This window comes from Herbinix luporum (assembly GCF_900070325.1).
Classification (GTDB): Bacteria; Bacillota; Clostridia; order Lachnospirales; family Lachnospiraceae; genus Mobilitalea; species Mobilitalea luporum.
In genome coordinates this window covers 1447422-1471576 of record NZ_LN879430.1, presented here as the reverse complement: position 1 = coordinate 1471576, position 24155 = coordinate 1447422, and the positions used below count along the sequence as shown (strand labels likewise).

Sequence of the window (24155 nt, the reverse complement as noted above, 5' to 3'; positions counted from 1 at the left end):
TAAGAGGAGGCAGTACATATATGAAATATATTTGGTATAGTATATTTTTTTTAGTGCAGTGTACATGGGGAATTTGTCAGACCATGATAGGATTTGTTTTTTTCTTGATTTACATTAAGAATCCCCATACCTTTTTTAGGGGATGTATAAATACAAAATGGAATTCATATAGCGGGCTTAGTCTTGGTCTATTTGTTTTCACACCGGACGAAAACTGTAAGGAACTACAGAAATATTCAAACAATTCACAAGAAGAACTTGCTAGAAGGTCTAGTATGATTTTGGTACATGAGTACGGACATGCTTATCAATCTTTTGCTTTAGGACCCTTTTACCTAATTCCCGGAATATGCTCTTTATGTTGGGGTAGAATGAAACGCTATAAAAAACTGCGTGAAAAATACGGAGTTCCATATAGCTTCTATTGGGTAGAAAATTGGGCTAATTCCTGGGGTGAGAAGGTAACTAAACTACCCTCAATCGGACAAATTGATTAATTTGACATTTAATAAAATACTTTAAATCTTAACATTAAAGGTTTCCAAATCATCAGTAAGATTACTGAGTATTGGAAACCTTATTTTGAATATATCAGATTAAAACTTGACATAATTCGAGTAATTATGCTACAACTGATTTAGATGCAAAATAATATATAAAAATTACATATAAATATCGAAACTTTAATAAAAAAAATAAATATAAGAAAGGAATATTAGAATTATGCTATGGAAAGAGACCTATGCACTGGGTGTACCTCTGATTGATGGGCAGCATAAAGAATTATTTAGCCGTGTCGAAGCTTTTTTTCAGGTGCTAAGATCAAAGGACACTTGGGAAGAGAAAATCCCTAAGCTAAATGAAACACTGGAGTTTATGAAAGGATATGTGGTAGAGCATTTCCGTGATGAGGAGGAATATCAAAAAAGGATTAATTATCCTGGATATGAAGCTCATGAACAGATACATAGCTCTATGGTCCAGTATGTTCTGGAGGTTTCTAAAGAATTTGAAGAAGCAGCAGATAATAGCGAGAAACTGATGCAACAGTTTGGAGGTAAACTGCTTGCATGGCTTATTAACCATGTGGCTGCCGAGGATCAGCGAATTGCCGATTATGCCAAAAAGGAAGGAGGGAAGGTAAATGGTAGATAAGCTATACAAAGCCTTTGTTGATGCTACATATAATGTATTTAATTTGATGCTTAATATTTCAGAGATTTCCCTTCATTCAGTTGAGGATTTTAAATGCGACGAGGGTATAGATATCCTTGTTGGCATAGTTGGAGAACTTCAAGGAGAAGTTATTTACCGGTTTCCGGTTACCACATCTCTTAGTATGGTAAATATTATGAGCGGTATGGAGTTTGATGATGTGGATCCTTTTGTAACTTCTGCTATATCAGAGATTGCTAATATCATTAGCGGTAATGTTATTACTGCACTTTCCGATAGCACACTGAAATATGATATATTACCGCCGGTTCAAGGTAAGTCAAATAATGATAAGGAATATGAAATAGAATCAAGTTGCTGTATTTCTACCTCAATCGGCGAGATTTGTCTTAAAATAAGATTAAATAGGGTTCTTAATATTTAAAAAGTTAATAATTCAGCCTTCTGCCCTTTGATATGTGTTTATGAAAACATATCAAAGGGCATTTTTCATATCTTAGCAATTGGTCTGATTAGCAATTGGTATTGAAATAGTGCAAATAACACAAATAGTACAAATTATCACCATATTTTTTTATTTTGATTGAATTATTTAGGTGTTAATAGTAAAATTAAAATAAAGATTACTTATAGGAGGCATAGTGTGTATGTATGCAAAAGATGAGATTAATAACAGAAAATACAGTGATGAGAGTACAAGATTAGAACACTTAAATCGTATACTGACTGTAGGTCTTACCTTATTCTATCTAATATTTTGTATTGCTACCATATACCAACTATCGGTAGGTTTGATAGAGGGAGCAGTACCATATATCGTAATCTTGTGTAGTATCATTTTCACTATTACAGGCTGGTATTTATATTTAAAAAATCCTTCCAGCAAGCAGCTTTACAATATTGTTTTCTCTGCACACTTTGCTATCTATACAATAATATTATTTACTGCCAATGGTTCTTATGTTCAATTTGCTATTACAGTGGTATTAGTAGGATCTATTTTGTATTATAATAAAAAAGTCATGTTATTTTTTACAATATTGACAGCAATAGTTAATATTATTAAATTAGCCATTACTATGAGTATGCAGGCGGGCCAGTCCGGGTTAGATATGCAGTTTGCAGAATTTTTCATTTTCATCTTTCTGTTATACATCATATTTAGAGCTTCCTATGTTGGAGAAAAATTTACTAAAGATATGGTTCAGGAAGTAGTAGATAAGCAGAAAGTGCAAAAGAGTATACTAGATGATGTTCTAGATATCAGTGGTGTTATCAGAAAAAATACTGAAGCTTCCAATGAGATTGTCCAAAGGCTTGGGGAAAGCTCCAATATTGTTAATTCTGCTGTAGAGCAGATCACTGCTAGTACACAGGTGATTGCAGAAAGTATTGAACATCAGACAGTTATGACACAATCAATTCAGCAATCGATTAATGATACAGTAAAACACTCAAAGGAAGTGGTGCAGTTTGCCAATAATTCAACTGTGACAATTGACAGTAGTCTACAAGTAATGGAAAATTTAAGGTTGCAGTCCACTACGATTGTATCTGCCAATGAGGATGTGGTTATAGGCGGTGTCATTTGAAGTGACACCGCCTATATTTTTAATGTGGAACTTATAAAAACTGTATATAATACTTGAAAATTTGATTATTAGAAACATAACCTGGCCAAATCGTATTATATATAGAAATGACGGTTTACTATTATTATTTTTTTCAGGTAATAAGAAAAAATTACCACTATATAACAGAAAAATATTGACAAATTGGTCTATATATTATAGACTATAAATATAAGGTCTATAAAATATAGACTAAGGAGGTTGTTTTATGAAAATTTATAAACTTACAGAAAAAGAAGAAATGTTTGCAAATATTATTTGGCAGAATGAACCCATTGCATCTGGTGACCTGGTAAAGCTATCTAAAAAGGAAATGAACTGGAAGAAATCCACCACATATACTGTGCTGAAAAAACTATGTGAAAAAGGAATATTTAAAAATGAAAATGCCATTGTTTCATCTTTAATCACTAAGGATGAATACTATGCAAAGCAAAGCGTCCTTTTTGTTGAGGATACATTTGGAGGGTCATTGCCTAGATTTTTGACAGCTTTTATTAGTGGGAAAAAAATAAGTGAAAAGCAAGCAGAAGAGTTAAAAAGATTGATTGATGAGTACAAGGAGGTGTAGTAATGAGTAAAATTTTTCTTAATGTTTTAAATATGAGTCTTACGGCAAGTTATGTTATTTTAATTGTTATCCTTGTTAGATTATTGCTTAAAAAAGCTCCAAAATACATCTCCTATACCTTATGGATTGTAGTTGCATTTCGACTCATCATCCCATTTACACTTGAAAGCAGCTATAGTCTTATGCCTTCTAAATCAAATGTTGACTATATCCCACATGATATAATCTATCAAGGAAATCCGCAGATAAATAGTGGTGTAGATAGAATTGACACATTTGTTAACAATTCACTTCCTGCCCCTACTATTGAGGCCAGTGTGAATCCACTGCAGATTTATATAAAAATAGGGGCATATATTTGGCTTTTAGTAATAGGGGCCTTACTAATTTATAGCTATGTATCCATCTTAATACTAAAAAGCCGTCTTAAGAAGGCACAATTAATAGAGAAGAATATATTTGAGGCTAAGAATATAAGAACACCTTTTGTCCTTGGCATAATAAGACCTAGAATCTATCTACCGGCTGGATTGACCAAAGAAGAGCAGGACTATATTATTCTACATGAGCAAACCCATATTAATAGGAAAGACCATATAGTTAAAATGTTAGCTTACCTTATCTTATCTATACACTGGTTTAATCCCCTTGTGTGGATTGCATTCAGGTTAATGAGCATTGACATGGAGCTTTCCTGTGACGAAAGAGTACTAAGGAAGATGGATAAGGACATAAAGAAAACTTATGCCAATTCATTATTATCACTTAATACAAAAAAGCATATCCTTAATGGTAGTCCCCTGGCTTTTGGTGAGGGTAACGTAAAAACAAGGATTAAAAATGTATTGAATTATAAAAAGCCTGCATTTTGGGTGACATTTGTTTCGGTATTATTTGCTATCATAATAGGAATAGGACTGTTATCAAACCGGGAAGTTATAAGTTCCAATGAGAACAATGATAATAATAGTTCTACAGAAAATAATCAAATAGCATCAAATCAGTCTGACGAACAGGAGTTGGGTGGTGATATTACTGTAGATAAGAGTAGTATCACAGAAAGTTTTATTGAAATGGATGCCTATATTAAAGATTATAGTTTCGATGTCTCATATGATGAAGAATTAGATTTATATCATAGAGTTTATAGTATTCATGGTGTATATGACTTAAATGGGGATGGAAAAGAAGATGAAATAAATGCTGTATTGAAAATGGATTATGAGGATGGTACCTATATTGAAGTAAATGGTATTAAAGTGCCGTTTAATCTATACTTCCCAACCGGTGAAATATATGTTATTGATTTAGATAGCAGGGATAGCTATATAGAAGTTGCTGTTTTTGACGATGGACCAAGTGCGGATCCTTATTTTATATTTTTCCGTTATGACGGTGAAAATTTATATCCCGTAGGATCAATAGATAGATATGCATTAATGGACGGACAGGGAAAATTCGTATCCTGGTTCCATTTGGCTAATAACTTTAAGCCGACATTCTATTCTGCATGGGGAGAATTTAAGAATAATGAATATGTTATAACGAATCATGATGTAGAGCAATATATAGGTAAAACCTATGAAGTTAATGGAAACGGTTATTTTGTACCCTTAGATTATAATCCTGAAAATTATTTTGATTATATCCAATGGGAATCAGAATATTTGAGAGAATTTAAAGAAACTAAGGTTAAGCTCTTAGATATCCATATAGATGAGGAAGGTCGGATTCTAAACTGGTTTTATGTTGAGCTAGCTGATGGTGAAAAGGGACTTTTGTATTTTTGGATAGGAGATTGATTACCCCATTTAGCATAAACTAATCTGTGGGCCGGCAGCTTTATATGAACCTAGGCAAGGTCATAGAAGCTGCCGGCCATTTGAAATATTATGGCACAGCAAGGTCCATTGGCAATTTCCACATACTTCTTCCCTTTTTCCAGAAAGTATTATATTATGAACTATCAGGTTACGAAAACTATGATAGGGTAAGATATCTCCGTCGGTTAGATTGCATCTTAATAATACTTGCCTGTCATATTCTGCAACTTTGTCTTCATTTTTGCAGCTATCTTTAATATAATTTGGACATTTGCCGCAGATTATATCTGCCTTACTTGTAATACATACAAAAGGATCTTTATCTAGTTTGTTTTTAAAATCCATCATATTTTTTACAAACTCCCTACTATAGCCTTTTCCTTTGAAAAAGAAAAGGCATAATCCGTGATGAGCTCTTATCTTATATGTATTATCCTTATGAAGGGCATGTATGTTGCAATTGTCCTTGTATAAACTTTTTATCCCCATAAGTATCTCCTCCAATAAGAAATCAGCATATTATTCAGCATATTTATATAAGAAAATAGCATATGCAAAGCAAAGTATCAACCTATAATTAGATAAGTTAACAATTGTAATTCGATTGTTGGATAATGTATTTGATTAAAACATAATTTTTGTATAGAATAAATAGGTGAGCAAAAAAATAAAAAGATGAGGACTGATTATGTACACAAAACAAGAATTAAAAAACATGATAAAAGAAATGGGAATTGAATCTACAGATACCCTGTTTATTCATTCTTCTATGAAAGCAATTGGTGAAGTTGTAGGTGGAGCAGATACTGTTCTTGATTCCTTTATGGAATATTTAGAGAATGGTTTATTAATTCTTCCGACACATACTTGGGCTAATATGTCTGAGTCTCATAACGTATATGACCCAAAAAAGGAACCATCTTGCGTTGGAGTATTGACCAATTTATTTATGAAAAGAGAGGGTGTTGTTCGTTCCTTGCATCCAACACATAGTGTTGCTGCCTATGGAAAAGATAATATCGAATATATAAAAGGGGAAGAAGAGATAACAACCCCTTGTGGGATAGGTGGATGTTATGATCGTTTAAGAGAGAGAAATGCAAAAATCCTTTTATTAGGAGTTAATCATAGCCGTAATACATTTATTCATTGTGTGGAGGAGATTTTACAGGTACCGGAGCGTTTTACAGAAAAACCTGTATTATTTAAAATTGTAATGCCTGATGGAAGTATTAAAGAAAGCATGGTATATCGCCATTACAATAGAACTACAGCTCATATTTCAGAGACATATACTAAGCTAGAGCAAGCATTTTATGATAATAATGTAGCAAAAAAAGTAAAGTTTGGAGATGCCACATGTATTTTATGTGATGCCAATGGCATATTTGAGGTCACAAAAAAGGTCTTATCTCATCAGATAAATTGCTTAATAGAATTAGAAGAAATTCCAAGAGAATGGTGGATATAGACATCATACATATAAACATATAAACTTAAAAATACTTACACCTTCAATAATTATGAAAATATTGAAGGTGTATTTTTATGTATAATATTTAATAATTGTTATGATGCCATTTTGTTGATTTCATGTTGTATTATTGCAAAGCAAATTATACGACTAAGCAAATATAGTAGTAAAAATAGGATTCCACTATTGCTTGATGTATTTATACCACGGCTTTGTTTTGCTTTGTCAATTTTTTCTCCACACCTGTATGCCCAGTATAAACCATAAATGCCACATGTAATAATTGTTAGTAATAAAACCATGCCACCGCTTGTATCTGCTTCATTTGACAATGTATTTATATCTTCAGCAAGGCATATCAACCAATATAAATTATAAAGTCCACAGGTAATGATAGTTAAAATAATGCAAACTACTATATCTTTTTTTCTTACCATATTAAAGCTCCTTTTGATATTATTTAATTATAATTGTAGTCTAAATGGTATGCCCTGTCAATGTAACATAAGAAATTAGGCTTCCAATTTGCTTGCATATAATGTTAATCACTGCTATAATTTTACTGCAGATAATATATAATTAGAGGGAGGTGATGGCTCACTTAATCCCAATAGTACATATGACAATTGGAATTGGATTTTAGTGAGGAAGTCTGGTGGACAATGGGAGCATGTGGACCATGGGTATTAAATATAAGTTAATAAATAGTTCTTCAGGGAGAGGTGAAATTCCTTACCGGCGGTAAAGCCCGCGAACCTTAATTGGTAGATCCGGTTAGTTTCCGGAGCCGACAGTATAGTCTGGATGGGAGAAGAACATGTATTCGTATTTGTTTACATATTATATCTTCTAAGAATTAATAATCCCTGAAGCTTTTCTTCAGGGGTTTTTTTACTGTTAATATGAAAAATAATAAACTGCTTTGATTTGAGGGATGAGTATGTATGAAAGCTATATGCAAAGAGCATTGGAGCTGGCTCAGTTAGGATGGGGAAGAACAAACCCGAATCCACTTGTAGGCGCAGTTATAGTAAAAAACGGAAGGATTATTGCAGAAGGGTATCATAAGAGGCTTGGAGGTGCCCATGCAGAAGTGGCTGCCTTTCTTAATGCAAAGGAAGATGTTGCTGGAGGGACCTTATATGTCAATATGGAACCTTGTTCTCATTATGGAAGAACTCCTCCCTGTGCAAAGGCAATTATAGATAAGGATATCAGTGAAGTAGTAATAGCAATGACTGATCCTAATCCTAAAGTTGCAGGCAGAGGAATTAAGATGCTTAAAGAGGCTGGTATTAAGGTGGTCTGTGGTATTCTAGAAAAGGAAGCTAAAAAACTTAACGAGATTTTTATCAAATATATAACTAAGAAAAAACCATTTGTGATTATGAAAACCGCCATGACACTTGATGGCAAGATAGCATCTGTCAGTGGAGATTCAAAGTGGATATCAGGCCCAAGTTCTAGAGAATATGTACACACCTTACGCAACAGGGTTGCTGCAATAATGGTGGGTATAAATACAGTTCTTGTCGATAATCCATCTCTTACTACAAGGCTTGACTTTGGAGAAAGCAGAGATCCTGTCAGAATTGTTATAGACAGTAAAGGGATAATTCCTATAGAAAGCAGAGTTATCAATGTGGAATCAAAATCAGCTGTAATACTGGCCACCACCACTGCATTAGATAATGAAAAAGAGAAGCGTCTTATAGATAAGGGAGTACAGATTTTAAAATTAGATGGCCCTAGAGGGCATGTTGATTTGCTAAAGCTTATGGATGAGTTATATAAGCTTGAGATTGACAGCCTACTTTTAGAAGGTGGGGGAGGGCTTAATGCAGCTGCACTTAATATGGGAATTGTTGATAAGGTTATGACTTTTATAGCACCTAAAATTATCGGAGGAAAAGATGCCAAAACTCCTGTGGAAGGTCTAGGTATCGAATCTATGGAAGATGCTATTAAATTACATGATATAAGCATAACTAGATTTGAAGATGACTTTCTTATTGAAGGATATGTGAAAGGAGCATTATGTTTACAGGAATAGTAGAGGAGATAGGTATTATAAAGGAAATTATTCGCAAAAGTCAATCCATAAGACTTTCAATTGCTTGTTCAAAGATTCTGGATGATGTAAAAATAGGAGACAGCATTGCTGTTAATGGTATTTGCCTTACGGTAACCGATATGGGCAGCTCTTGCTTTTTTGCTGATGTGATGCCTGAAACAATGAGAAGGACAGGACTTAATAGGATGAGTATATCAGATAAGGTGAACCTTGAGAGGGCTCTAAAGTTATCCGACAGGCTGGGAGGCCATATTGTAACCGGTCATATTGATGGAACAGGAATAGTTACATCAAGGATTGAAGAGGACAATGCCATTTGGCTTACGATTGAAGCTGATGACAATATCCTAAAATATATGGTCATGAAAGGCTCAGTTACACTTGATGGTACAAGTCTGACTGTAGCCTATGTTGATGAAAATTGCTTTAAAGTATCCTTAATACCTCATACGGCAGGTGAAACAATACTTGGTTCAAAAAACTTAGGGGATCAACTTAATATAGAATGTGACCTTATAGGAAAGTATGTGGAAAAGCTTATATATAGCAATAAACTAGATAGAAAAGTTAAAAAAGATATATCTATAGAATTTCTTAAAAGTAATGGTTTTGCATAATTTACATAAATTTTAGCTGCAATAAATTTAACATATAACTTAATAGTTATTGTACGAGGGGGGATAATAATTGGATTTTAATACCATTGAAGAGGCTTTAGAAGATATAAGACAGGGTAAAATGATTGTAGTTGTAGATGATGAAGACCGTGAAAATGAAGGGGATCTATTTTTAGCAGCTGAGAAAGTAACTCCTGAAAGTGTAAACTTTATGGCTAGCTTCGGAAAAGGGATGATATGTGTACCTTTGACTGAGGATAGGGCTCGCAATCTGGAATTGGACTTAATGGTGAAAAAAAACACAGAGAATATGAAAACAGCATTTACCATAACAGTAGACCACAAAAGTTCAACCACAGGCATATCAGCTTTTGAAAGGGCAAAAACAATAAAGGAACTGGCTAATCCTGATTCGGTAAGTGGGGATTTTACCAGACCCGGCCATATTTTCCCCCTAATTGCAAGAGATGGTGGGGTACTAAAGCGCTCCGGTCATACAGAAGCAGCTGTGGATCTTGCTAGATTAGCAGGTTTATATCCGGCGGGAGTCATATGTGAAATTATGAATGAAGACGGAACCATGGCAAGGGTACCTAGGCTAATTGAATTTTCAAAAAATCATGGCCTTAAAATTATTACCATAGAAGATTTGATAAAATACAGAAGGAAAAATGAAAAGCTTATTACAGCAGCCGCAAAAGCCAAGCTACCGACAGAATATGGTGAATTTATAATTACAGCCTATGAAAATACAATCAATGGAGAACACCATATTGCTCTGATAAAAGGAGATATAAGCAATCCCAATGAACCGGTGCTGGTCCGTGTTCACTCCGAATGCCTTACAGGAGATGCCTTCCATTCTTTAAGATGTGATTGTGGAGAACAGCTTGCTGCTGCATTAAGACAAATAAGTGACGAAGGCAGGGGAGTATTGCTTTATATGCGCCAGGAAGGGCGAGGAATAGGCCTGGTGAACAAAATACGAGCCTATGAGCTTCAGGATAAAGGGAAAGATACGGTGGAGGCAAATGTATTGCTTGGTTTTGCACCTGACCTTAGAGAGTATGGTATAGGAGCACAAATCCTATATGATTTGGGAATTAGAAAGATGAGGCTTTTAACCAATAATCCTAAGAAAATAATAGGATTAAGCGGTTACGGCCTTGAGATTGTAGAGCGGGTACCAATTCAGATTGAAGCTAATGATGTCAATAAGTTCTATATGAGGACCAAGAAAGAAAAGATGGGACACATCTTAAATAATTTAAGTATTAATTTAAATACAATGAAAAATCAGGAGGGTGTAAATAATGGCAGTTAAAAAGATTGAAGGAAACCTAATAGCCAAGGATGTAAAGATTGGAATAGTTATTGGACGTTTTAATGAGTTTATTGGCAGCAAGCTTTTAGAAGGGGCTATTGATGGATTTATCAGACATGGGGGAAATGAGGCTGATATTGAAGTGGCATGGGTACCGGGAGCCTTTGAAATTCCTTTAGTTGCACAAAAAATGGCATCTTCCAAAAAGTACGATGCCGTAATTTGCCTTGGTGCTGTTATCAGAGGCTCAACAGCTCATTTCGATTATGTTGCCGGGGAGATGTCCAAAGGTATTGCAAAGGTGTCATTAGATTCAGGAATACCTGTGATATTTGGAGTTTTGACTACAGATACCATAGAGCAGGCAATTGAAAGGGCAGGTACAAAAGCCGGTAACAAAGGATATGATGCTGCTGTTACGGCCATAGAAATGGCAAATCTGCTGAAGCAGCTTTAACTAGCAGAAAAATACTAATTTATGCTGGAGGCAAAGCAAAAAAGATGTCTTCCTCTGCCATTGAATTATATGTCAGAGGAAGACGTCACTATTAATATATAGCTGATATATGTTATAGTTTTATATTTTCAGAAGGTGCTGCAAAGGGACCCGGAATAACATGAATACCACGATGATTTCCTAAATAGTCAGAATCAAATTGTATAGGTGTTCCATCAGGATTTTCAAAGTATTGTTCCGGTTCGAAGGCTTTGCCTAGAACTTTAGTATTGATCATCCGATTGCTGAAATCCTTTATATAATCATATATATTTGTGGCCAGATAATAATGACCGTCTTTTTCCACTAGTTCAACTTTAATTTCCTGATCATCATTTTCAACCACAAGGCCATTTACTTCGTTTTTCCATGATTTGGCACCGTTTAAGTATACATTTCCTTCACTCCATACCGGCAGACGGCCAAAATGTACAGGTCCAAGGGCCATCATGTCTGGTCGTTTAGAAAAGTCAAACTGTGAAATCCATTCATCATAGGTTGGGTACTCATCGAATACGTGAGTTCCGACAACTCTATTTTCCTTATTGGTTTGAAATTCATCTTGATCAGTATCGTCATTGATGACAAAGTCCTGTGATGGCCATTTCTGAACAAAAATATTGTTGTAGAAACGGTTATCACCATGAAGAATGGTCATAAAGCCCATTACTTCGGTACGGTGTGGTATATGATATGGGGTATAGCGATCATCGGTTCCCGAACCCACGGAGGTAAATGAACCACAGATAAGGTTGTGGACCATTGCTACACCTTGGGTTGCACAGCGAAGGCTGGCATCTGATAGGAGGATATTGTTATCGATTAGTGTCGGACCATGGCTAACTTCTACAAATATATCCTGAGATGCCATACTTCCAGGAAGATGCTTAGCATATGGCGGACGCTGGTTATCATGGAGCAGGTTTTGACTTAGACGGGTGCCCTGAGCCTCCCAGTCACACCAGATTCCCATTGTACAATGGTGAATATGATTGCGGCGAATAATCACATCAATAGCTGCATGCATCTTAATTCCTGCAACCTCTGCTCCCCCAAGTTCCATCATATTATTAATATGGTGGATATGGTTGTCCTCAATAATACTAAATACACCGCCCATTCGGCCAATAATACCACCCTGTTCACAATGGTGGATGTTACAGCGGCGAACTATATGGCTGCCGATATTTTCTTTTAGCCAACCGTGATACTGACCACGACATATTGCATCCCTTTCCATCTGGGTAGGACTCTTTACATGCTTATTTGTAAAGTAGTGCTCATTGTCAGGATCTAGATATTTGCCCAGGGATATACCGGCGCATTTGCTGTTGGAAATCTCGCAATCTTCAATAATCCAACCTTTGCTCCAATGAGGACCAATCATACCATCTTGAAAAGCTGCAGGCGGTGCCCAAGTTGTGGCAGCTTTATCAATCTTGAATCCTCTGACAGTATGATAACTTACACCTGTTTTAGATGGCATAAAGCACCTGCGGCGTACATTTATTTCTACATTTTCCTTGTTCGGATCTAGACCTTGGAAATTAGCATAAATAATTGTTTCGTCGGTCTCTGTGTCCTGCTCGGAATACCACTTATAAATTGAGTCTTCCGGTACCCAACTGCATTCATAAATATCCCCTTTGATACATTCTTCTAAAGTAGTAGCTTCATACATGGCTTTGTCATTTAAATAAACGCAGCCCGTATGTTTATTAGGTGTTGCAAAATACCAATCTCCATATACTAAGGTTGTATATGGATTGTAATCTCCAAAAATACTGTTTGCAATACGGCATACCCATACATTATCTTTATAATGTTTCCAGGTTTTTACCTGTTCTGCACCGGTAATCACTGCACCAAGAGGAGTTGTGCTAATATAAGTGATACGGGCATCTTCAGTACCGGAATGAATAGGATCCACATATTCACGGTAAACCCCAGGTGCCACAAGCACTTCATCACCGGGAAGAGCCACCTTCGCAGCATCGTTAATACGACGGAAAGGTCTTTCAGCTGAACCGTTACCGTCTTTTGCAGCATTTACATCTACGTAGTATTTCATAATCAGCCCTCCAATATTGTAATGTAATATACAGCATAATTATATCACAGTAATTCGATATTATCTAGCAAAATAGTAGGAAGGATATTCCTAAAAGACAAGTGCATATAAAAGGAGGTACATTATGCTTGAAGTTGTATTTAGTGATAGTGAGAAAGGTTCTATGAAAGTAGCAAAAAAATATAATGCAAAAACTATGCTTGGTGGAGCTATGGGTTATATTGGGAAAAAGCCAACCAAAGCTGAATCAGAGCAAGATTTTGAAAATCAAGCAGTTGGAGAAAGTTCTCAAGATGTTGTTAATATAGGCTTTTTGCTTGATATTGGAGATATTTCCGGTGAGATTGATGGCAATGAGCGTCAAAATGTTTTTCAAAAAGTGTGGGGAAGATTTGATTTTGACATTAAGGACCAAGAACAGTTTTTTCAAAATCAACGGAAGGATATGGAGAAGCTGTTGTCTGCTGCAAAAGATGGTATACCAATACGAATATGGAAAAGCGATGCCCCCTATAGTAGTAGTGGATTTAGCTATTCTGCCAATGGCTATAATGATTTTTCAGATGCAAATAAGTCAAGAAGAGCTAGATTCAGGAGAATATCAGAATGTGGCTATGGGTAAAGGGGTTACTGTTTCCGGCTCAGAAAATGAGCAATTAATAGGAGCATATTTAACAGATAATAATCTATCAACTAGATGGTCTTCCAATTGGTCTGATGATGCTTGGTTTATAATTGATCTTGGAAAAAGTTATCGTATAAACAAGATAATACTTAACTGGGAAGCGGCTTTTGGTAGACAATATGAAATCCTTGTTTCAGAGGATGGCAAACACTTTACTAAGATATTTAATCAAAGCAATGGTACAGGTGGAATTGAAACTATTAATTTTGCAGAGGTTAAGGCAAGATATGTGAAATTACAAGGGATTCAAAGAGGGTTACCATACGGATATTCCTTATATGATGTAAAAGTAATGGGTAAATAAAATTTTGTAGAAATGCACTCTTGCGGCAATGGCCGTAAGGGTGCATTGTACTTAAACTAACCAAAAAATGTTTATTTTATAATTGCTAAGGGTTCTTTTTTTATGTATAATGGTGTAAAGACAACTGTATATACAGATATAAACATACAAGATTAGGGGTGATAACAAAATTGAATACTCAAGAATTAATTCATGAAATAAATAGACTTAAAAAAGAAAAGAAAGCTATAATACTTGCCCATAATTATCAAAGGGCAGAAGTTCAAGATATAGCTGATTTTGTTGGAGATTCCTTAGAACTTAGTAGGAAGGCTGCCAAGACCAAAGCAGATATTATAGTTTTTTGTGGTGTTCATTTTATGGCTGAAAGTGCAAAAATTTTTTCACCGGATAAAAAAATACTTTTACCGGTATATGATGCCATATGTCCTATGGCAGATATGATTGATGTAGCTCAGCTTAGATTATTAAAAAAAGAATTTCCAAATATTCCGGTAGTTTGTTATATAAATTCCTCTGCTGAAGTTAAAGGGGAAAGTGATATATGTTGTACTTCCTCAAATGCAGTAAATGTAGTTAAATCCCTTGATGAAGATAAAGTTTTATTTATTCCGGACCGAAACTTGGGAAGTTATGTAGCCAAGCAAATACCGGAAAAGGAGATAGTATGCTGGGATGGTTTTTGCATAAGTCATAATAGGGTAAGAAGTGATGAGCTAGATATGGTTAGAAAGCATAGGGGTAAAATAAAAATTTTAGTTCACCCAGAATGTAGTCCAGATGTAGTTGAAAAAGCGGATTTTGTAGGAAGTACATCTCAGATTATTAAATATGTAAGCAAAGCAGATGAAAAAGAGTTTGTAATAGGAACTGAGATGGGAATACTTCATTCTTTAGAACATCAAAATCCCCATAAAAAATTTTATTTGTTATCTCCATCTCTTATATGTTCGAACATGAAAAAAACAAGATTGGAAGATGTGTATAGGGCATTAAAAGATGAAATATATGAAATAAAAGTAGATAAAGATATTATGGCAGCAGCTAAAAAATCACTTGATTTAATGTTAAAAATATCGTAAGGATCAATAATTGAAGATTATTTACATATTACTATTTTTTAGGGAGGAATATAAAATGCTTAATTGGATATTAGTTGATGAGATAATATACAATGGCTTAAAAGAAGATATTAATAATTTCGATATAACTACAGACATTTTAATTGATAAGGAAAGTAAGTCCTTAGCACATATGTTAGCTAAAGAGGAAGGGGTAATAGCAGGACTTAATGTAGCCCAAAGAGTGTTTGAAATTCTAGATAAAGATGTAAATGTTAAAATTAATGTTAAAGAGGGAGATAAAGTATCTAAAGGAACAGTTATTGCTCAAATAGAAGGAAGTACTAAAGCTATACTTAATGGAGAAAGGCTTGCTCTTAATCTTATTCAAAGAATGTCAGGTATAGCTACTATATCAAGAAAATATAGAGATATTGTTAAAGATATTCCCGTAAGAATTGTAGATACCAGAAAAACCACCCCAGGTCTTAGGATACTTGAAAAATATGCTGTTAGGGTTGGTGGTTGTTATAATCATAGGTATAACCTATCAGAAGCGGTATTGATTAAGGATAACCATATTAAAGCAATAGGTGGGATAAAAAAAGCAATAGATAAGATAAAAAATAATCTATCTCATACAATAAAAGTCGAAGTAGAAGTTGAAAGTATAGAGGGACTAAAAGAAGCCATTGAAGCTGGGGCTGATATAGTTATGCTTGATAATATGAACCTTGAAGATATGAGAAAGGCAGTTGAAATAGGTAGGGGAAAAGTTATTTTAGAAGCATCAGGTGGGATTACCATAGAAGAACTTGTTGAAACTGCTAAAACAGGGGTTGATGTTATATCAGTTGGAGCCTTAACTCATTCCGTAAAAGCTTTGGATATAAGTCTAATTATAGGCAAAATAATACATTTTTAATTAATTGGGTTTATTATATTGAAATATTGCTAATGCAATACTATTAATAATTTATACAAGATAATACTGATATAACTTATAATAAAGTTATCAAAGATTACTTATCTAGTAAATACTTTAGTGATAAAGGTTATGAAGTAGCTATATGGTCCGTGAGTAATTAAAATTTTTTTGTATTATTTTTCTTGATTATTTGGAAAAAATATCTTATTATAATACTTGCAACTAAATAAAGGAAAAATCATACGTAAGGAGTGAAGTTTATGCTTACAAAAAAACTGACTAAAGTATTACTTCTTATTACAGTATTTACTATTGCACTCTACGGATGTAGTGGCGATAAGGAAGATACGGATAAGAGTAAAACTCCTGCGAATGGTAAATTGTCTTTTGCTGAACCTGTGGAAGCGGCAAAATCAGAGCCGACTTATGGAGGTTCAATCACAGTAGGAATAACCCAGGATTTGGATGGTCTTGACCCGCACAAAGCATTGTCGGCAGGAACTAAAGAGGTTTTATTCAACATTTTTGAGGGCTTAGTAAAGCTTGATTATAATGGGAATTTAGTTCCGGCTGTAGCAGAAAGCTATCATATTTCAGAAGATGGAATGCTTTATACCTTTACCCTACGGGAAGGTGTGAAATTTCATGATGGCAGGCTTGTTACAGCCCAAGATATAGTATATTCTATAAAAAGATGCGCCGGAATGCTAGAACCGAAAGATCCAACGGTTATAGTAGAATCGGCGCTTTCTGTTATTTCTGATGTGACAAGCATCGATGAAAAGACAATTGAAATTCGCTTAAAGCAGGTAGATACAGAGCTGCTTCCATATTTAGCATGTTCTATAGTGCCAAGGGATTATGATCAGTTGGATACCAAGCCTATTGGTACCGGGCCTTTCAAGTTTGTATCCTATACACCCTTACAGAACATTGTCTTAGAAAAAAATGAGGAGTATTATATGGAAGGGGTGCCTTATTTGGACAGGGTTACCTTCAAGATATCATCTAATACAGATGCTGCATTTATGGAACTTCAAGGGGGAAATATTGATATTCTTCCATATATTACTGACTCTCAAGCCTCCAAGCTTCCAAGTGGATACCATATGGAATCAGGACCAATGAATCTGATTCAGGGACTATTTATTAATAATAAGGTAGAACCTTTTGATAATAAGCTGGTCAGACAGGCTCTGTGCTACGGAATAGATAGGCAGGCTGTAATTGATATGGTAGCAGGAGGTCGGGGAGATGTAATCGGAACCAATATGTATCCCGGATTTAAGAAGTATTATGATGAAAGCCTTGTTAATACCTATCCATATAATCCCGAAAAGGCTAAGGAATTATTAAAAGAAGCAGGGTATCCCCATGGATTTAAATTTACAATAACAGTTCCTTCAAATTATCAGTATCATATTGATACTGCTCAGGTCATAGTGGAACAGCTAAAGCAGATTGGTATTACAGCCCAGATACAGTTAATTGAATGGACAAGCTGGAAGTCTGATGTATATAAAGGCAGAAACTATGAGACAACCGTTGTAGGACTTGCTGCAGAACTGGCACCAAGGCAGGCTTTGGCTCGTTTTTACTCGGATGCGGAAAATAATTTTATGAACTATATCAACCCGGAATTTGATACCCTTTATAAGCAAGGGGAAATAGAAACAGCAGAAGATAAAAAGATACAGCTATATAAGCAAATGCAAGCTATGCTAACCAATGATGCTGTTGCAGTATATATTCAGGATCCCCATCAGATGACTGCAGTCAGTGATAAATTAGGGGGCTATACCTATTATCCGATTTATGTTCAGGATATGTCACTGGTCTATTATAAAAAAGGAATGGAATCCGATTAAATAAAATTATAGTTTAAATTTATTTGGAGGTGAAGGTTTAGATGAAGTATACTATAAAAAAATCTATTGTTTTTCTAATATCATTGTTTTTTACTTCAGTTCTAACCTTCACCGCCTTCAATATAATCCCAGGGGATAGTGCACTTAATGCTCTTGGTATGGATGCCAGTAAGGTAGAGTTGGAAGAGTACCGAAAGGCTATGGGACTAGATAAAAGTCTTCCCATACGTTACTTCAACTGGTTAAAGGCTGCATTAAAGGGTGACTTTGGCTATTCATCCGGCTACCAGATGCAGATGAAGGTCAGTACTTTAATAAGGGATCGCTTAACTGTAACTCTTTGGCTTGCCTTCTTGTCATTTCTATTAATTGCTCTTATTTCCATACCCCTTGGGATTTTATCTGCCAGAAAAAAAGATAGTATCATTAATGATTTCATTAACCTAATAACTCAAATATTTATGTCAGTACCATCCTTTTTTTTGGCTATGATTATTACTCTTATCTTTGGTATCATTTTAAAATGGTTTACACCGGGAGATTACATAAGCCCATATGAGAATTTAGGTAAATTCTTAAGTTTTATGATCTTTCCGGCTCTTGCAGTAGCAATTCCTAAGATAGCCATGATGGTTAAGTTTTTACGAAGCTCATTACTTAGGGAAATGGAGCTTGATTATGTAAGAACAGCCAAAAGTAAAGGAATGACAAATACAAATATCCTTTTTCGACATATATTTAGAAATGCATTAATTCCGGTCATAACTTTTTTAGCTATGGTTCTAGCTGACATTTTAGCAGGAACCATTCTTGTGGAACAGGTATTTAACCTTCCGGGGCTTGGTAGGTTACTGGTGTCATCCATTGCAAATAGGGATTATGCAGTAGTGCAGGCTATTGTCCTTTATACAGTATCAGTAGTAATTATAATTAACTTTTTTGTTGATTTAATCTATCAATGGATTGATCCAAGAGTTAGAAGAGATTAGAGGTTAGGTGGAGGAAATGGTAAAATTTAAGGGGAAAAGCTACCATTTTAATTACAAATTAGGTTTAGTGATTACATCCTTGGTACTTTTGCTTGTATTAATTGGATTTTTTTATACCCCATATGATCCTAATAAAATGAATGTTGCATTAAAAAATAGTCCACCGAGTCTTTCCCATCTTCTTGGTACCGATAATTTTGGCAGGGATATACTAAGCCGTGTTATGACAGGAGCAAAAACCACATATATCATAGCAGTAGCCATCGTATTTATTGGTGCCTCTTTAGGAACTATAGTTGGTGCTTTGACCGGATATTTCGGAGGATGGTTTGATGAGGTTTTAATGAGACTTAATGATGTTTTAACTTCATTTCCAAGTATTTTATTGGCCCTGGTCTTTGTCAGTGTATTTGGACCGGGAACCTATAATATTATCTTTGCCTTGGGAATTATATTTGTTCCAAGTTATGCCCGTGTGGTTAGAAGTGAATTTATTGTTCTGAAAGAAAGAGACTTTGTCAAAAATGCACAATTAATGGGGGCAGGAAGTTTTCGTATAATGTTTATCCATATACTACCTAATACAAAGAGAGTTTTAGTTCCCTCCCTTTTGATTGGATTTAATAATGCTGTACTTGCCGAAGCGGGACTTAGTTATCTTAGCCTTGGTGTTCAACCGCCCCAGGCAAGTCTGGGACGTATGTTGTCTGAAGCCCAAAGTTATATGCTTGATTCACCATGGTACGCCTTAGCTCCCGGTATAATGATTGTACTGACAGTTCTAGGTTTTAGCCTCATCAGTGGAGGTATAGATAATGAATAAGCATGAAAATAAGACACTATTAAGAATAGAAAATCTATCCGTAGGATTTGCAAAAGGAAGAAAAATAAATACAGTACTGGATAACATTTCCTTTGAGCTTAAAAAAGGTGAAATTCTTGGTATCCTAGGTGAATCCGGTTCAGGAAAAACCATGACTGCCTTGGCTGTTATGGGGCTTCTTCCTGCATCTGCAAAAATCTTAAGGGGAAGAATAGATTTTCTTGGAAGAAATCTGCTTGCTATGGAAGAAAAGGAACTAGGAAGCTTAAGAGGTAGCAAAATATCTATGGTATTCCAGGAATCTATGACATCCTTTAATCCTCTTTATACCATAGGGGCTCAGGTAGAGGAAATGCTAAAACTTCATTCAACATATAGCAAAAAAGAATGTAGAGCCTTAACATTAGAGGCATTAAAGAAAGTGGGCTTATCAGAACCACTTGAGATTTATCAAAAGTATCCTCACCAGCTATCCGGTGGTATGCGTCAAAGAGCAATGATAGCTATGGCAATGATTGCCGGACCAGAACTTATTATTGCCGATGAACCTACAACAGCACTTGATGTAACAATACAGAGCAAAATACTCCGACTGTTGAAAAGTATAAATGACAAACATAAGACCGGTATGATTTTAATTTCACATGATTTAAGAGTAATTCAAAGTATCTGCAGCAGGGCCATTGTAATGAAGGATGGTAAAATTGTAGAATCCGGAATGACCAAAGAATTATTTACTCATCCCCATAGGGAATATACAAGGCAACTACTGGCAGCAGTGCCTATACTGTTTACAAAAACAAGTAGAAAGAAAGATAAGATTTTCACAAGTTCTGTGGACAGGGATAACCGGGCAGATTATAATATAGAACAAGATGAAATACTGACAATTCAAAACCTCAATGTATTTTACCCCCAAAAAGCTAAGGGGTTGCTAGGAGAAAAAAGCAGAAAACATGTAATAAAGGATGTAACTATTTCGGTAAAGCAGGGAGAAACTCTTGGTATTGTAGGGGAGAGCGGAAGCGGAAAGTCTACCTTGGCAAAGGCTATTGTAGGACTAAACAAGGAAATTGAGGGGCTAATTAAAATTAATGATGTTGCCCTTATAGGTAAGGAAAGTTATGTGTCTAAACCTCAGATGGTCTTTCAGAATCCATATAGTAGCCTTAATCCAAGTAAAAAAATCGGCTGGATTTTGGAAGAACCCCTAAAGCTTCAGAGCAAATTAGGGAAAAAAGAACGGAAAGCTAAAGTTAATGAAATGATACAGCAGGTGGGACTAAACATTAAGCATTTAGAACGATATCCTTTTCAATTAAGCGGAGGACAAAGACAAAGAGTAGCCATCGCGGCTGCTCTTATTATAAATCCTAAGTTGATAATTCTAGATGAACCAGTATCATCCCTGGATGTTACTATACAGGCACAAATACTTGCTTTGCTAAAGGAATTACAGAAAAAGTATAATTTAACTTATATATTTATATCCCATGACTTAAATGTTATCTTTCAGATTTGCAACCGGGTTTGTGTTATATATCAAGGGGAGATTGTGGAGATGAAGGAGGCTGTAGAATTGTTTTTCCACCCTCAGCATGAATATACAAAGGAACTGCTTAAATCTGCAATGATACAAGATGTGGAATAGACTAATGGAACTTGCATTAAATGGCACAAAAAATCGGGTATATAATTTTACTGAATGCTATAATAACCTTCGGCAGCAAAGTTAAAGGGTGCAAATCTAAAATCATTTGCCCCAGTAAAAATTAAATTAATATTGGAGGGCGGTACAATGCTAGAGTACAAAATTGTTGAAAAAGCTCAGTTTACTGTTATGGGTAAGGTAAGAAGTTTTAACACTGATACTTCCTATGATGAGATACCAAAATTTTGGCAGGAACATATGGAAAGCGCAGATCAGGACAATAAGGTTACTTTAATAAGACTTGACATTAATGGCTAAAAGTGCTATTGTTATAAAAAATATTGGATAATAAATGAAATATTGTATAATAAACATTGCGGGGGAACTCATTAGAGTTGAGAAGGTAGAACCTGACCCTTTGAACCTGTCAGTTAACACTGTCGTAGGGAAGCAACTATTTTGTTAAGAAGATTTAAGAGATGCGTTCCTTATGAAGGGACGCTTTTTTTAAACTGAATATTATTGCGGGGGGACTCGTTAGAGTTGAGAAGGTAGAACCTGACCCTTTGAACCTGTCAGTTAATACTGTCGTAGGGAAGCAAAACCAGATTAGTTAGATAAAACTGTGCTTGCCTATTTGGGCAAGCATTTTTTCTTAAATAATAAATCTTAATTCAAGGAAAGGAAGGGAAAAAGTGATTAAAGAGGAGATTCAAAAACAAATTTTCCAGGCGGTAGAAATGGTAAAGCAAACTAATCCCATGGCAGGGTCCATTACCAATACTGTAACAATTAATTTTGTTGCAAATGCACAGCTTGCTGTTGGGGGATCAGCAGCCATGGTCTATCTACCGGATGAGGCTGAATTTTTGGCTAAGGCCGGCAAAGCTACATATATAAATGTCGGTACCCTGTTGCCGATTTATGAGCAGACCTTACCCCATATTGCGAAAGTTTTGCACCAAGAGGGGAAGCCCTGGGTACTAGATTCGGTAGCGGTAGGAATTGGTTATCTTAGAACAAAGCTGTTACAGCAGTTTAAAGACTATAAACCCACAATAATCAGAGGGAACGCTTCGGAGATATTGGCACTAGCTGGTTTGTGGGGCTTAGACGGTGGTACAGAGGTATCCAATGTTCGCGGTGTGGATTCAAGGGATACCGTAACTGCCGCAAAGGCTGCCGCTGTTGCACTAGCCAAGTGGACTGGAGGAGCTGTGGCCGTATCCGGTGAAACTGATCTAATAACTGACGGTTCTTTAATAGTTTACTCTTATGGAGGGTCCCATTTTATGCAGAAAATTACCGGGGCAGGCTGTTCATTAGGGGGAGTCATGGCAGTCTATGCAACCACAGCCTCACCTTTTATAGCAGCCATAACCGGTACAGCAGCCTATAATTTGGCAGGAGCTAGGGCAGAGAAAAAGGTAAATGGCCCCGGAAGCTTTCAGGTTCACTTTCTAGACCAACTGTATGAAGCAAGTGCAGATGATATTGCTAAGAATCCATTTGAGATTAAGGAGGTTTGATGTATGAATACTTTAGTTGCAGTGGCAATTGCCCCTTTTGGTATCGGTGAAGAGCTGTCCTTAGAAGTTGCCAAAGTAATCAAAGTAATCCGTGAGTCGGGATTACCCAATCGTACCACTTCAATGTTTACGGAGATAGAAGGTTCTTGGGATGAGGTAATGCAGGTAGTTAAAGAGGCTACCTTTGTCTTGGCAAGTAAAGGTATCCGTACAGAAGTTGTCCTAAAGGCCGATGTTCGCCCAGGCTTTACTAATATGATGACCACCAAAGTCCATAAAATCAATGAACTATTAGGAGGAGAAGATGAGCAATAGAAAAAAGTTTGATATATCAGCCTACTTTGTAGTAGGCCCTGAAAATACCAAAGGTCGGCCAGTAGAGCAGATTATTAAAGAGGCAATTGAAGCAGGATTTACATGTGTTCAAATCCGTTCTAAGATTGCAACGGCGAGGGAGCTTATTCAATTAACCGATCAGGCTGCACAGGTAATAGCAAAAGCCGGGAAATCCCAGGATGTCACGCTGCTGGTAAATGATCGTCTAGATGTAGTTTTGGCAGCCAAAAGTCAAGGAATAAAGGTTGATGGAATCCATGTGGGACAGTGGGATATACCGGTAGATGTCTGCAGAAAATACTTAGGCCAAGAGGCTATTATTGGTTTGTCGGCCAGAACAAATGAAATATTTGATTATATAAGAACAGAGGATACTTCTCAAATCGACTATTTTGGTGTCGGTCCTTTGCATGAAACAATGACAAAGCCAGACTGCGGACTTGATAGGGATGGAAAAGTAGTGACCAGAAGTTTTGAAGAAATTTCAAAGCTTGTTAAACTTAGCAAAATTCCTGTAGTGGTAGGTGGTGGGGTTAAGCTTACTGATATAGCACCACTGGCACAAACAGGAGCAGCCGGTTTTTTTGTTGTGTCTGCAGTGTCTGAAGCTGACAATCCGAAACAGGCAGCTGCCGAACTGGTAAAGGCATGGAGGCTTAATTCTGTAATCTTATAAAGCGATTTGGAAACATTTATACATAATATCTATAAAGGAGAGAAAAAC

Annotated in this window: 26 protein-coding genes and 3 riboswitches; of the genes, 23 read left to right on the top strand and 3 right to left on the bottom strand. The window is 35.8% G+C overall.

The features are described from left to right. The first annotated feature begins 20 nt into the window (after nt 1-20). The 6 genes from SD1D_RS06840 to SD1D_RS06815 all read left to right on the top strand — a co-directional run bounded on the left by SD1D_RS06840 (nt 21) and on the right by SD1D_RS06815 (nt 5180). Complete coding sequence (locus tag SD1D_RS06840; RefSeq protein WP_058258250.1) at nt 21-497, top strand: hypothetical protein; 477 nt, start codon at nt 21-23, stop codon at nt 495-497. 226 nt (nt 498-723) lie between these two features. Beyond that, entirely contained in the window at nt 724-1155 is a 432-nt protein-coding gene (locus SD1D_RS06835; protein WP_058258249.1) for a bacteriohemerythrin, read from the top strand. Further along, a complete protein-coding gene (locus SD1D_RS06830; RefSeq protein ID WP_058258248.1) occupies nt 1145-1600 on the top strand; it encodes a chemotaxis protein CheX in 456 nt (151 codons plus the stop codon). Before SD1D_RS06835 ends, SD1D_RS06830 begins: the two co-directional genes overlap by 11 nt. Before the next feature lie 223 nt (nt 1601-1823). Further along, nucleotides 1824-2768, top strand: a complete 945-nt coding sequence (locus tag SD1D_RS06825; RefSeq protein WP_058258247.1) for a methyl-accepting chemotaxis protein — start codon at nt 1824-1826, stop codon at nt 2766-2768. A 247-nt stretch (nt 2769-3015) separates the two neighbouring features. Continuing rightward, the gene (locus tag SD1D_RS06820) at nt 3016-3378 is read left to right on the top strand and encodes a BlaI/MecI/CopY family transcriptional regulator (RefSeq protein ID WP_058258246.1); all 363 of its coding nucleotides are present in this window, start codon (nt 3016-3018) and stop codon (nt 3376-3378) included. 2 nt (nt 3379-3380) lie between these two features. Further along, nucleotides 3381-5180, top strand: a complete 1800-nt coding sequence (locus tag SD1D_RS06815; protein WP_058258245.1) for a M56 family metallopeptidase — start codon at nt 3381-3383, stop codon at nt 5178-5180. A gap of 60 nt (nt 5181-5240) precedes the next feature. Here SD1D_RS06815 and SD1D_RS06810 read toward each other — a convergent pair whose 3' ends face one another. Continuing rightward, nucleotides 5241-5690, bottom strand: coding sequence for a DUF1284 domain-containing protein (locus SD1D_RS06810; RefSeq protein ID WP_058258244.1), 450 nt, complete (start codon nt 5688-5690; stop codon nt 5241-5243). 199 nt (nt 5691-5889) lie between these two features. Between SD1D_RS06810 and SD1D_RS06805 the strand changes: the two genes are divergently transcribed. After that, nucleotides 5890-6672 carry an AAC(3) family N-acetyltransferase gene (locus SD1D_RS06805; RefSeq protein WP_058258243.1) on the top strand — a complete coding sequence of 261 codons (783 nt, stop codon included), beginning with the start codon at nt 5890-5892 and terminating at the stop codon, nt 6670-6672. Between the two features lie 98 nt (nt 6673-6770). Here the strand turns inward: SD1D_RS06805 and SD1D_RS06800 are convergent, their stop codons facing one another. Beyond that, complete coding sequence (locus SD1D_RS06800) at nt 6771-7112, bottom strand: DUF4234 domain-containing protein (RefSeq protein WP_058258242.1); 342 nt, start codon at nt 7110-7112, stop codon at nt 6771-6773. Between the two features lie 267 nt (nt 7113-7379). Continuing rightward, a riboswitch (FMN riboswitch) is annotated at nt 7380-7495 on the top strand. Nucleotides 7496-7615: 120 nt separating this feature from the next. On the opposite strand from SD1D_RS06800, the gene ribD reads away from it, so the two are divergent. The 4 genes from ribD (at nt 7616) to ribH (ending at nt 11147) form a co-directional block, all read left to right on the top strand. Beyond that, a complete protein-coding gene (gene ribD, locus SD1D_RS06790; RefSeq protein WP_330398578.1) occupies nt 7616-8728 on the top strand; it encodes a bifunctional diaminohydroxyphosphoribosylaminopyrimidine deaminase/5-amino-6-(5-phosphoribosylamino)uracil reductase RibD in 1113 nt (370 codons plus the stop codon). Then, nucleotides 8713-9366, top strand: coding sequence for a riboflavin synthase (ribE, locus tag SD1D_RS06785; protein WP_058258240.1), 654 nt, complete (start codon nt 8713-8715; stop codon nt 9364-9366). Before ribD ends, ribE begins: the two co-directional genes overlap by 16 nt. A 70-nt stretch (nt 9367-9436) precedes the next feature. Beyond that, nucleotides 9437-10690 (top strand): bifunctional 3,4-dihydroxy-2-butanone-4-phosphate synthase/GTP cyclohydrolase II, encoded by a 1254-nt coding sequence (locus SD1D_RS06780; protein WP_058258239.1) that lies wholly within the window; start codon nt 9437-9439, stop codon nt 10688-10690. Continuing rightward, nucleotides 10680-11147: a 6,7-dimethyl-8-ribityllumazine synthase gene (gene ribH / locus SD1D_RS06775; protein ID WP_058258238.1), complete on the top strand. Its 468-nt coding sequence runs from the start codon at nt 10680-10682 to the stop codon at nt 11145-11147. Before SD1D_RS06780 ends, ribH begins: the two co-directional genes overlap by 11 nt. A gap of 112 nt (nt 11148-11259) precedes the next feature. Here the strand turns inward: ribH and SD1D_RS06770 are convergent, their stop codons facing one another. Further along, nucleotides 11260-13257 (bottom strand): right-handed parallel beta-helix repeat-containing protein, encoded by a 1998-nt coding sequence (locus SD1D_RS06770; RefSeq protein ID WP_058258237.1) that lies wholly within the window; start codon nt 13255-13257, stop codon nt 11260-11262. A gap of 124 nt (nt 13258-13381) precedes the next feature. Between SD1D_RS06770 and SD1D_RS06765 the strand changes: the two genes are divergently transcribed. The 12 genes from SD1D_RS06765 (at nt 13382) to SD1D_RS06710 (ending at nt 24107) form a co-directional block, all read left to right on the top strand. Beyond that, complete coding sequence (locus tag SD1D_RS06765) at nt 13382-13879, top strand: DUF1835 domain-containing protein (protein WP_058258236.1); 498 nt, start codon at nt 13382-13384, stop codon at nt 13877-13879. Next, complete coding sequence (locus tag SD1D_RS06760; protein ID WP_242955273.1) at nt 13872-14246, top strand: discoidin domain-containing protein; 375 nt, start codon at nt 13872-13874, stop codon at nt 14244-14246. Before SD1D_RS06765 ends, SD1D_RS06760 begins: the two co-directional genes overlap by 8 nt. A gap of 170 nt (nt 14247-14416) precedes the next feature. After that, entirely contained in the window at nt 14417-15328 is a 912-nt protein-coding gene (nadA, locus tag SD1D_RS06755; protein ID WP_058258234.1) for a quinolinate synthase NadA, read from the top strand. Between the two features lie 55 nt (nt 15329-15383). After that, entirely contained in the window at nt 15384-16232 is an 849-nt protein-coding gene (nadC, locus tag SD1D_RS06750; protein ID WP_058258233.1) for a carboxylating nicotinate-nucleotide diphosphorylase, read from the top strand. A gap of 263 nt (nt 16233-16495) precedes the next feature. Then, entirely contained in the window at nt 16496-18103 is a 1608-nt protein-coding gene (locus SD1D_RS06745; RefSeq protein ID WP_058258232.1) for an ABC transporter substrate-binding protein, read from the top strand. Between the two features lie 41 nt (nt 18104-18144). Then, the gene (locus SD1D_RS06740) at nt 18145-19092 is read left to right on the top strand and encodes an ABC transporter permease (RefSeq protein WP_058258231.1); all 948 of its coding nucleotides are present in this window, start codon (nt 18145-18147) and stop codon (nt 19090-19092) included. 16 nt (nt 19093-19108) lie between these two features. Next, nucleotides 19109-19915, top strand: a complete 807-nt coding sequence (locus SD1D_RS06735; RefSeq protein ID WP_058258230.1) for an ABC transporter permease — start codon at nt 19109-19111, stop codon at nt 19913-19915. Then, nucleotides 19908-21566 carry a dipeptide ABC transporter ATP-binding protein gene (locus tag SD1D_RS06730; RefSeq protein ID WP_058258229.1) on the top strand — a complete coding sequence of 553 codons (1659 nt, stop codon included), beginning with the start codon at nt 19908-19910 and terminating at the stop codon, nt 21564-21566. The genes SD1D_RS06735 and SD1D_RS06730 overlap by 8 nt, the downstream gene beginning before the upstream one ends. Nucleotides 21567-21713: 147 nt before the next feature. After that, a complete protein-coding gene (locus SD1D_RS12310) occupies nt 21714-21884 on the top strand; it encodes a hypothetical protein (protein ID WP_179946395.1) in 171 nt (56 codons plus the stop codon). 50 nt (nt 21885-21934) lie between these two features. After that, nucleotides 21935-22033: riboswitch (TPP riboswitch) on the top strand. 49 nt (nt 22034-22082) lie between these two features. Beyond that, nucleotides 22083-22181, top strand: a riboswitch (TPP riboswitch). 80 nt (nt 22182-22261) lie between these two features. Beyond that, nucleotides 22262-23095 (top strand): hydroxyethylthiazole kinase, encoded by an 834-nt coding sequence (thiM, locus tag SD1D_RS06720; protein WP_058258228.1) that lies wholly within the window; start codon nt 22262-22264, stop codon nt 23093-23095. Between the two features lie 3 nt (nt 23096-23098). After that, entirely contained in the window at nt 23099-23410 is a 312-nt protein-coding gene (locus tag SD1D_RS06715) for a thiamine-binding protein (RefSeq protein ID WP_058258227.1), read from the top strand. After that, nucleotides 23400-24107 (top strand): thiamine phosphate synthase, encoded by a 708-nt coding sequence (locus SD1D_RS06710; RefSeq protein WP_058258226.1) that lies wholly within the window; start codon nt 23400-23402, stop codon nt 24105-24107. The genes SD1D_RS06715 and SD1D_RS06710 overlap by 11 nt, the downstream gene beginning before the upstream one ends. Nucleotides 24108-24155: the final 48 nt, after the last annotated feature.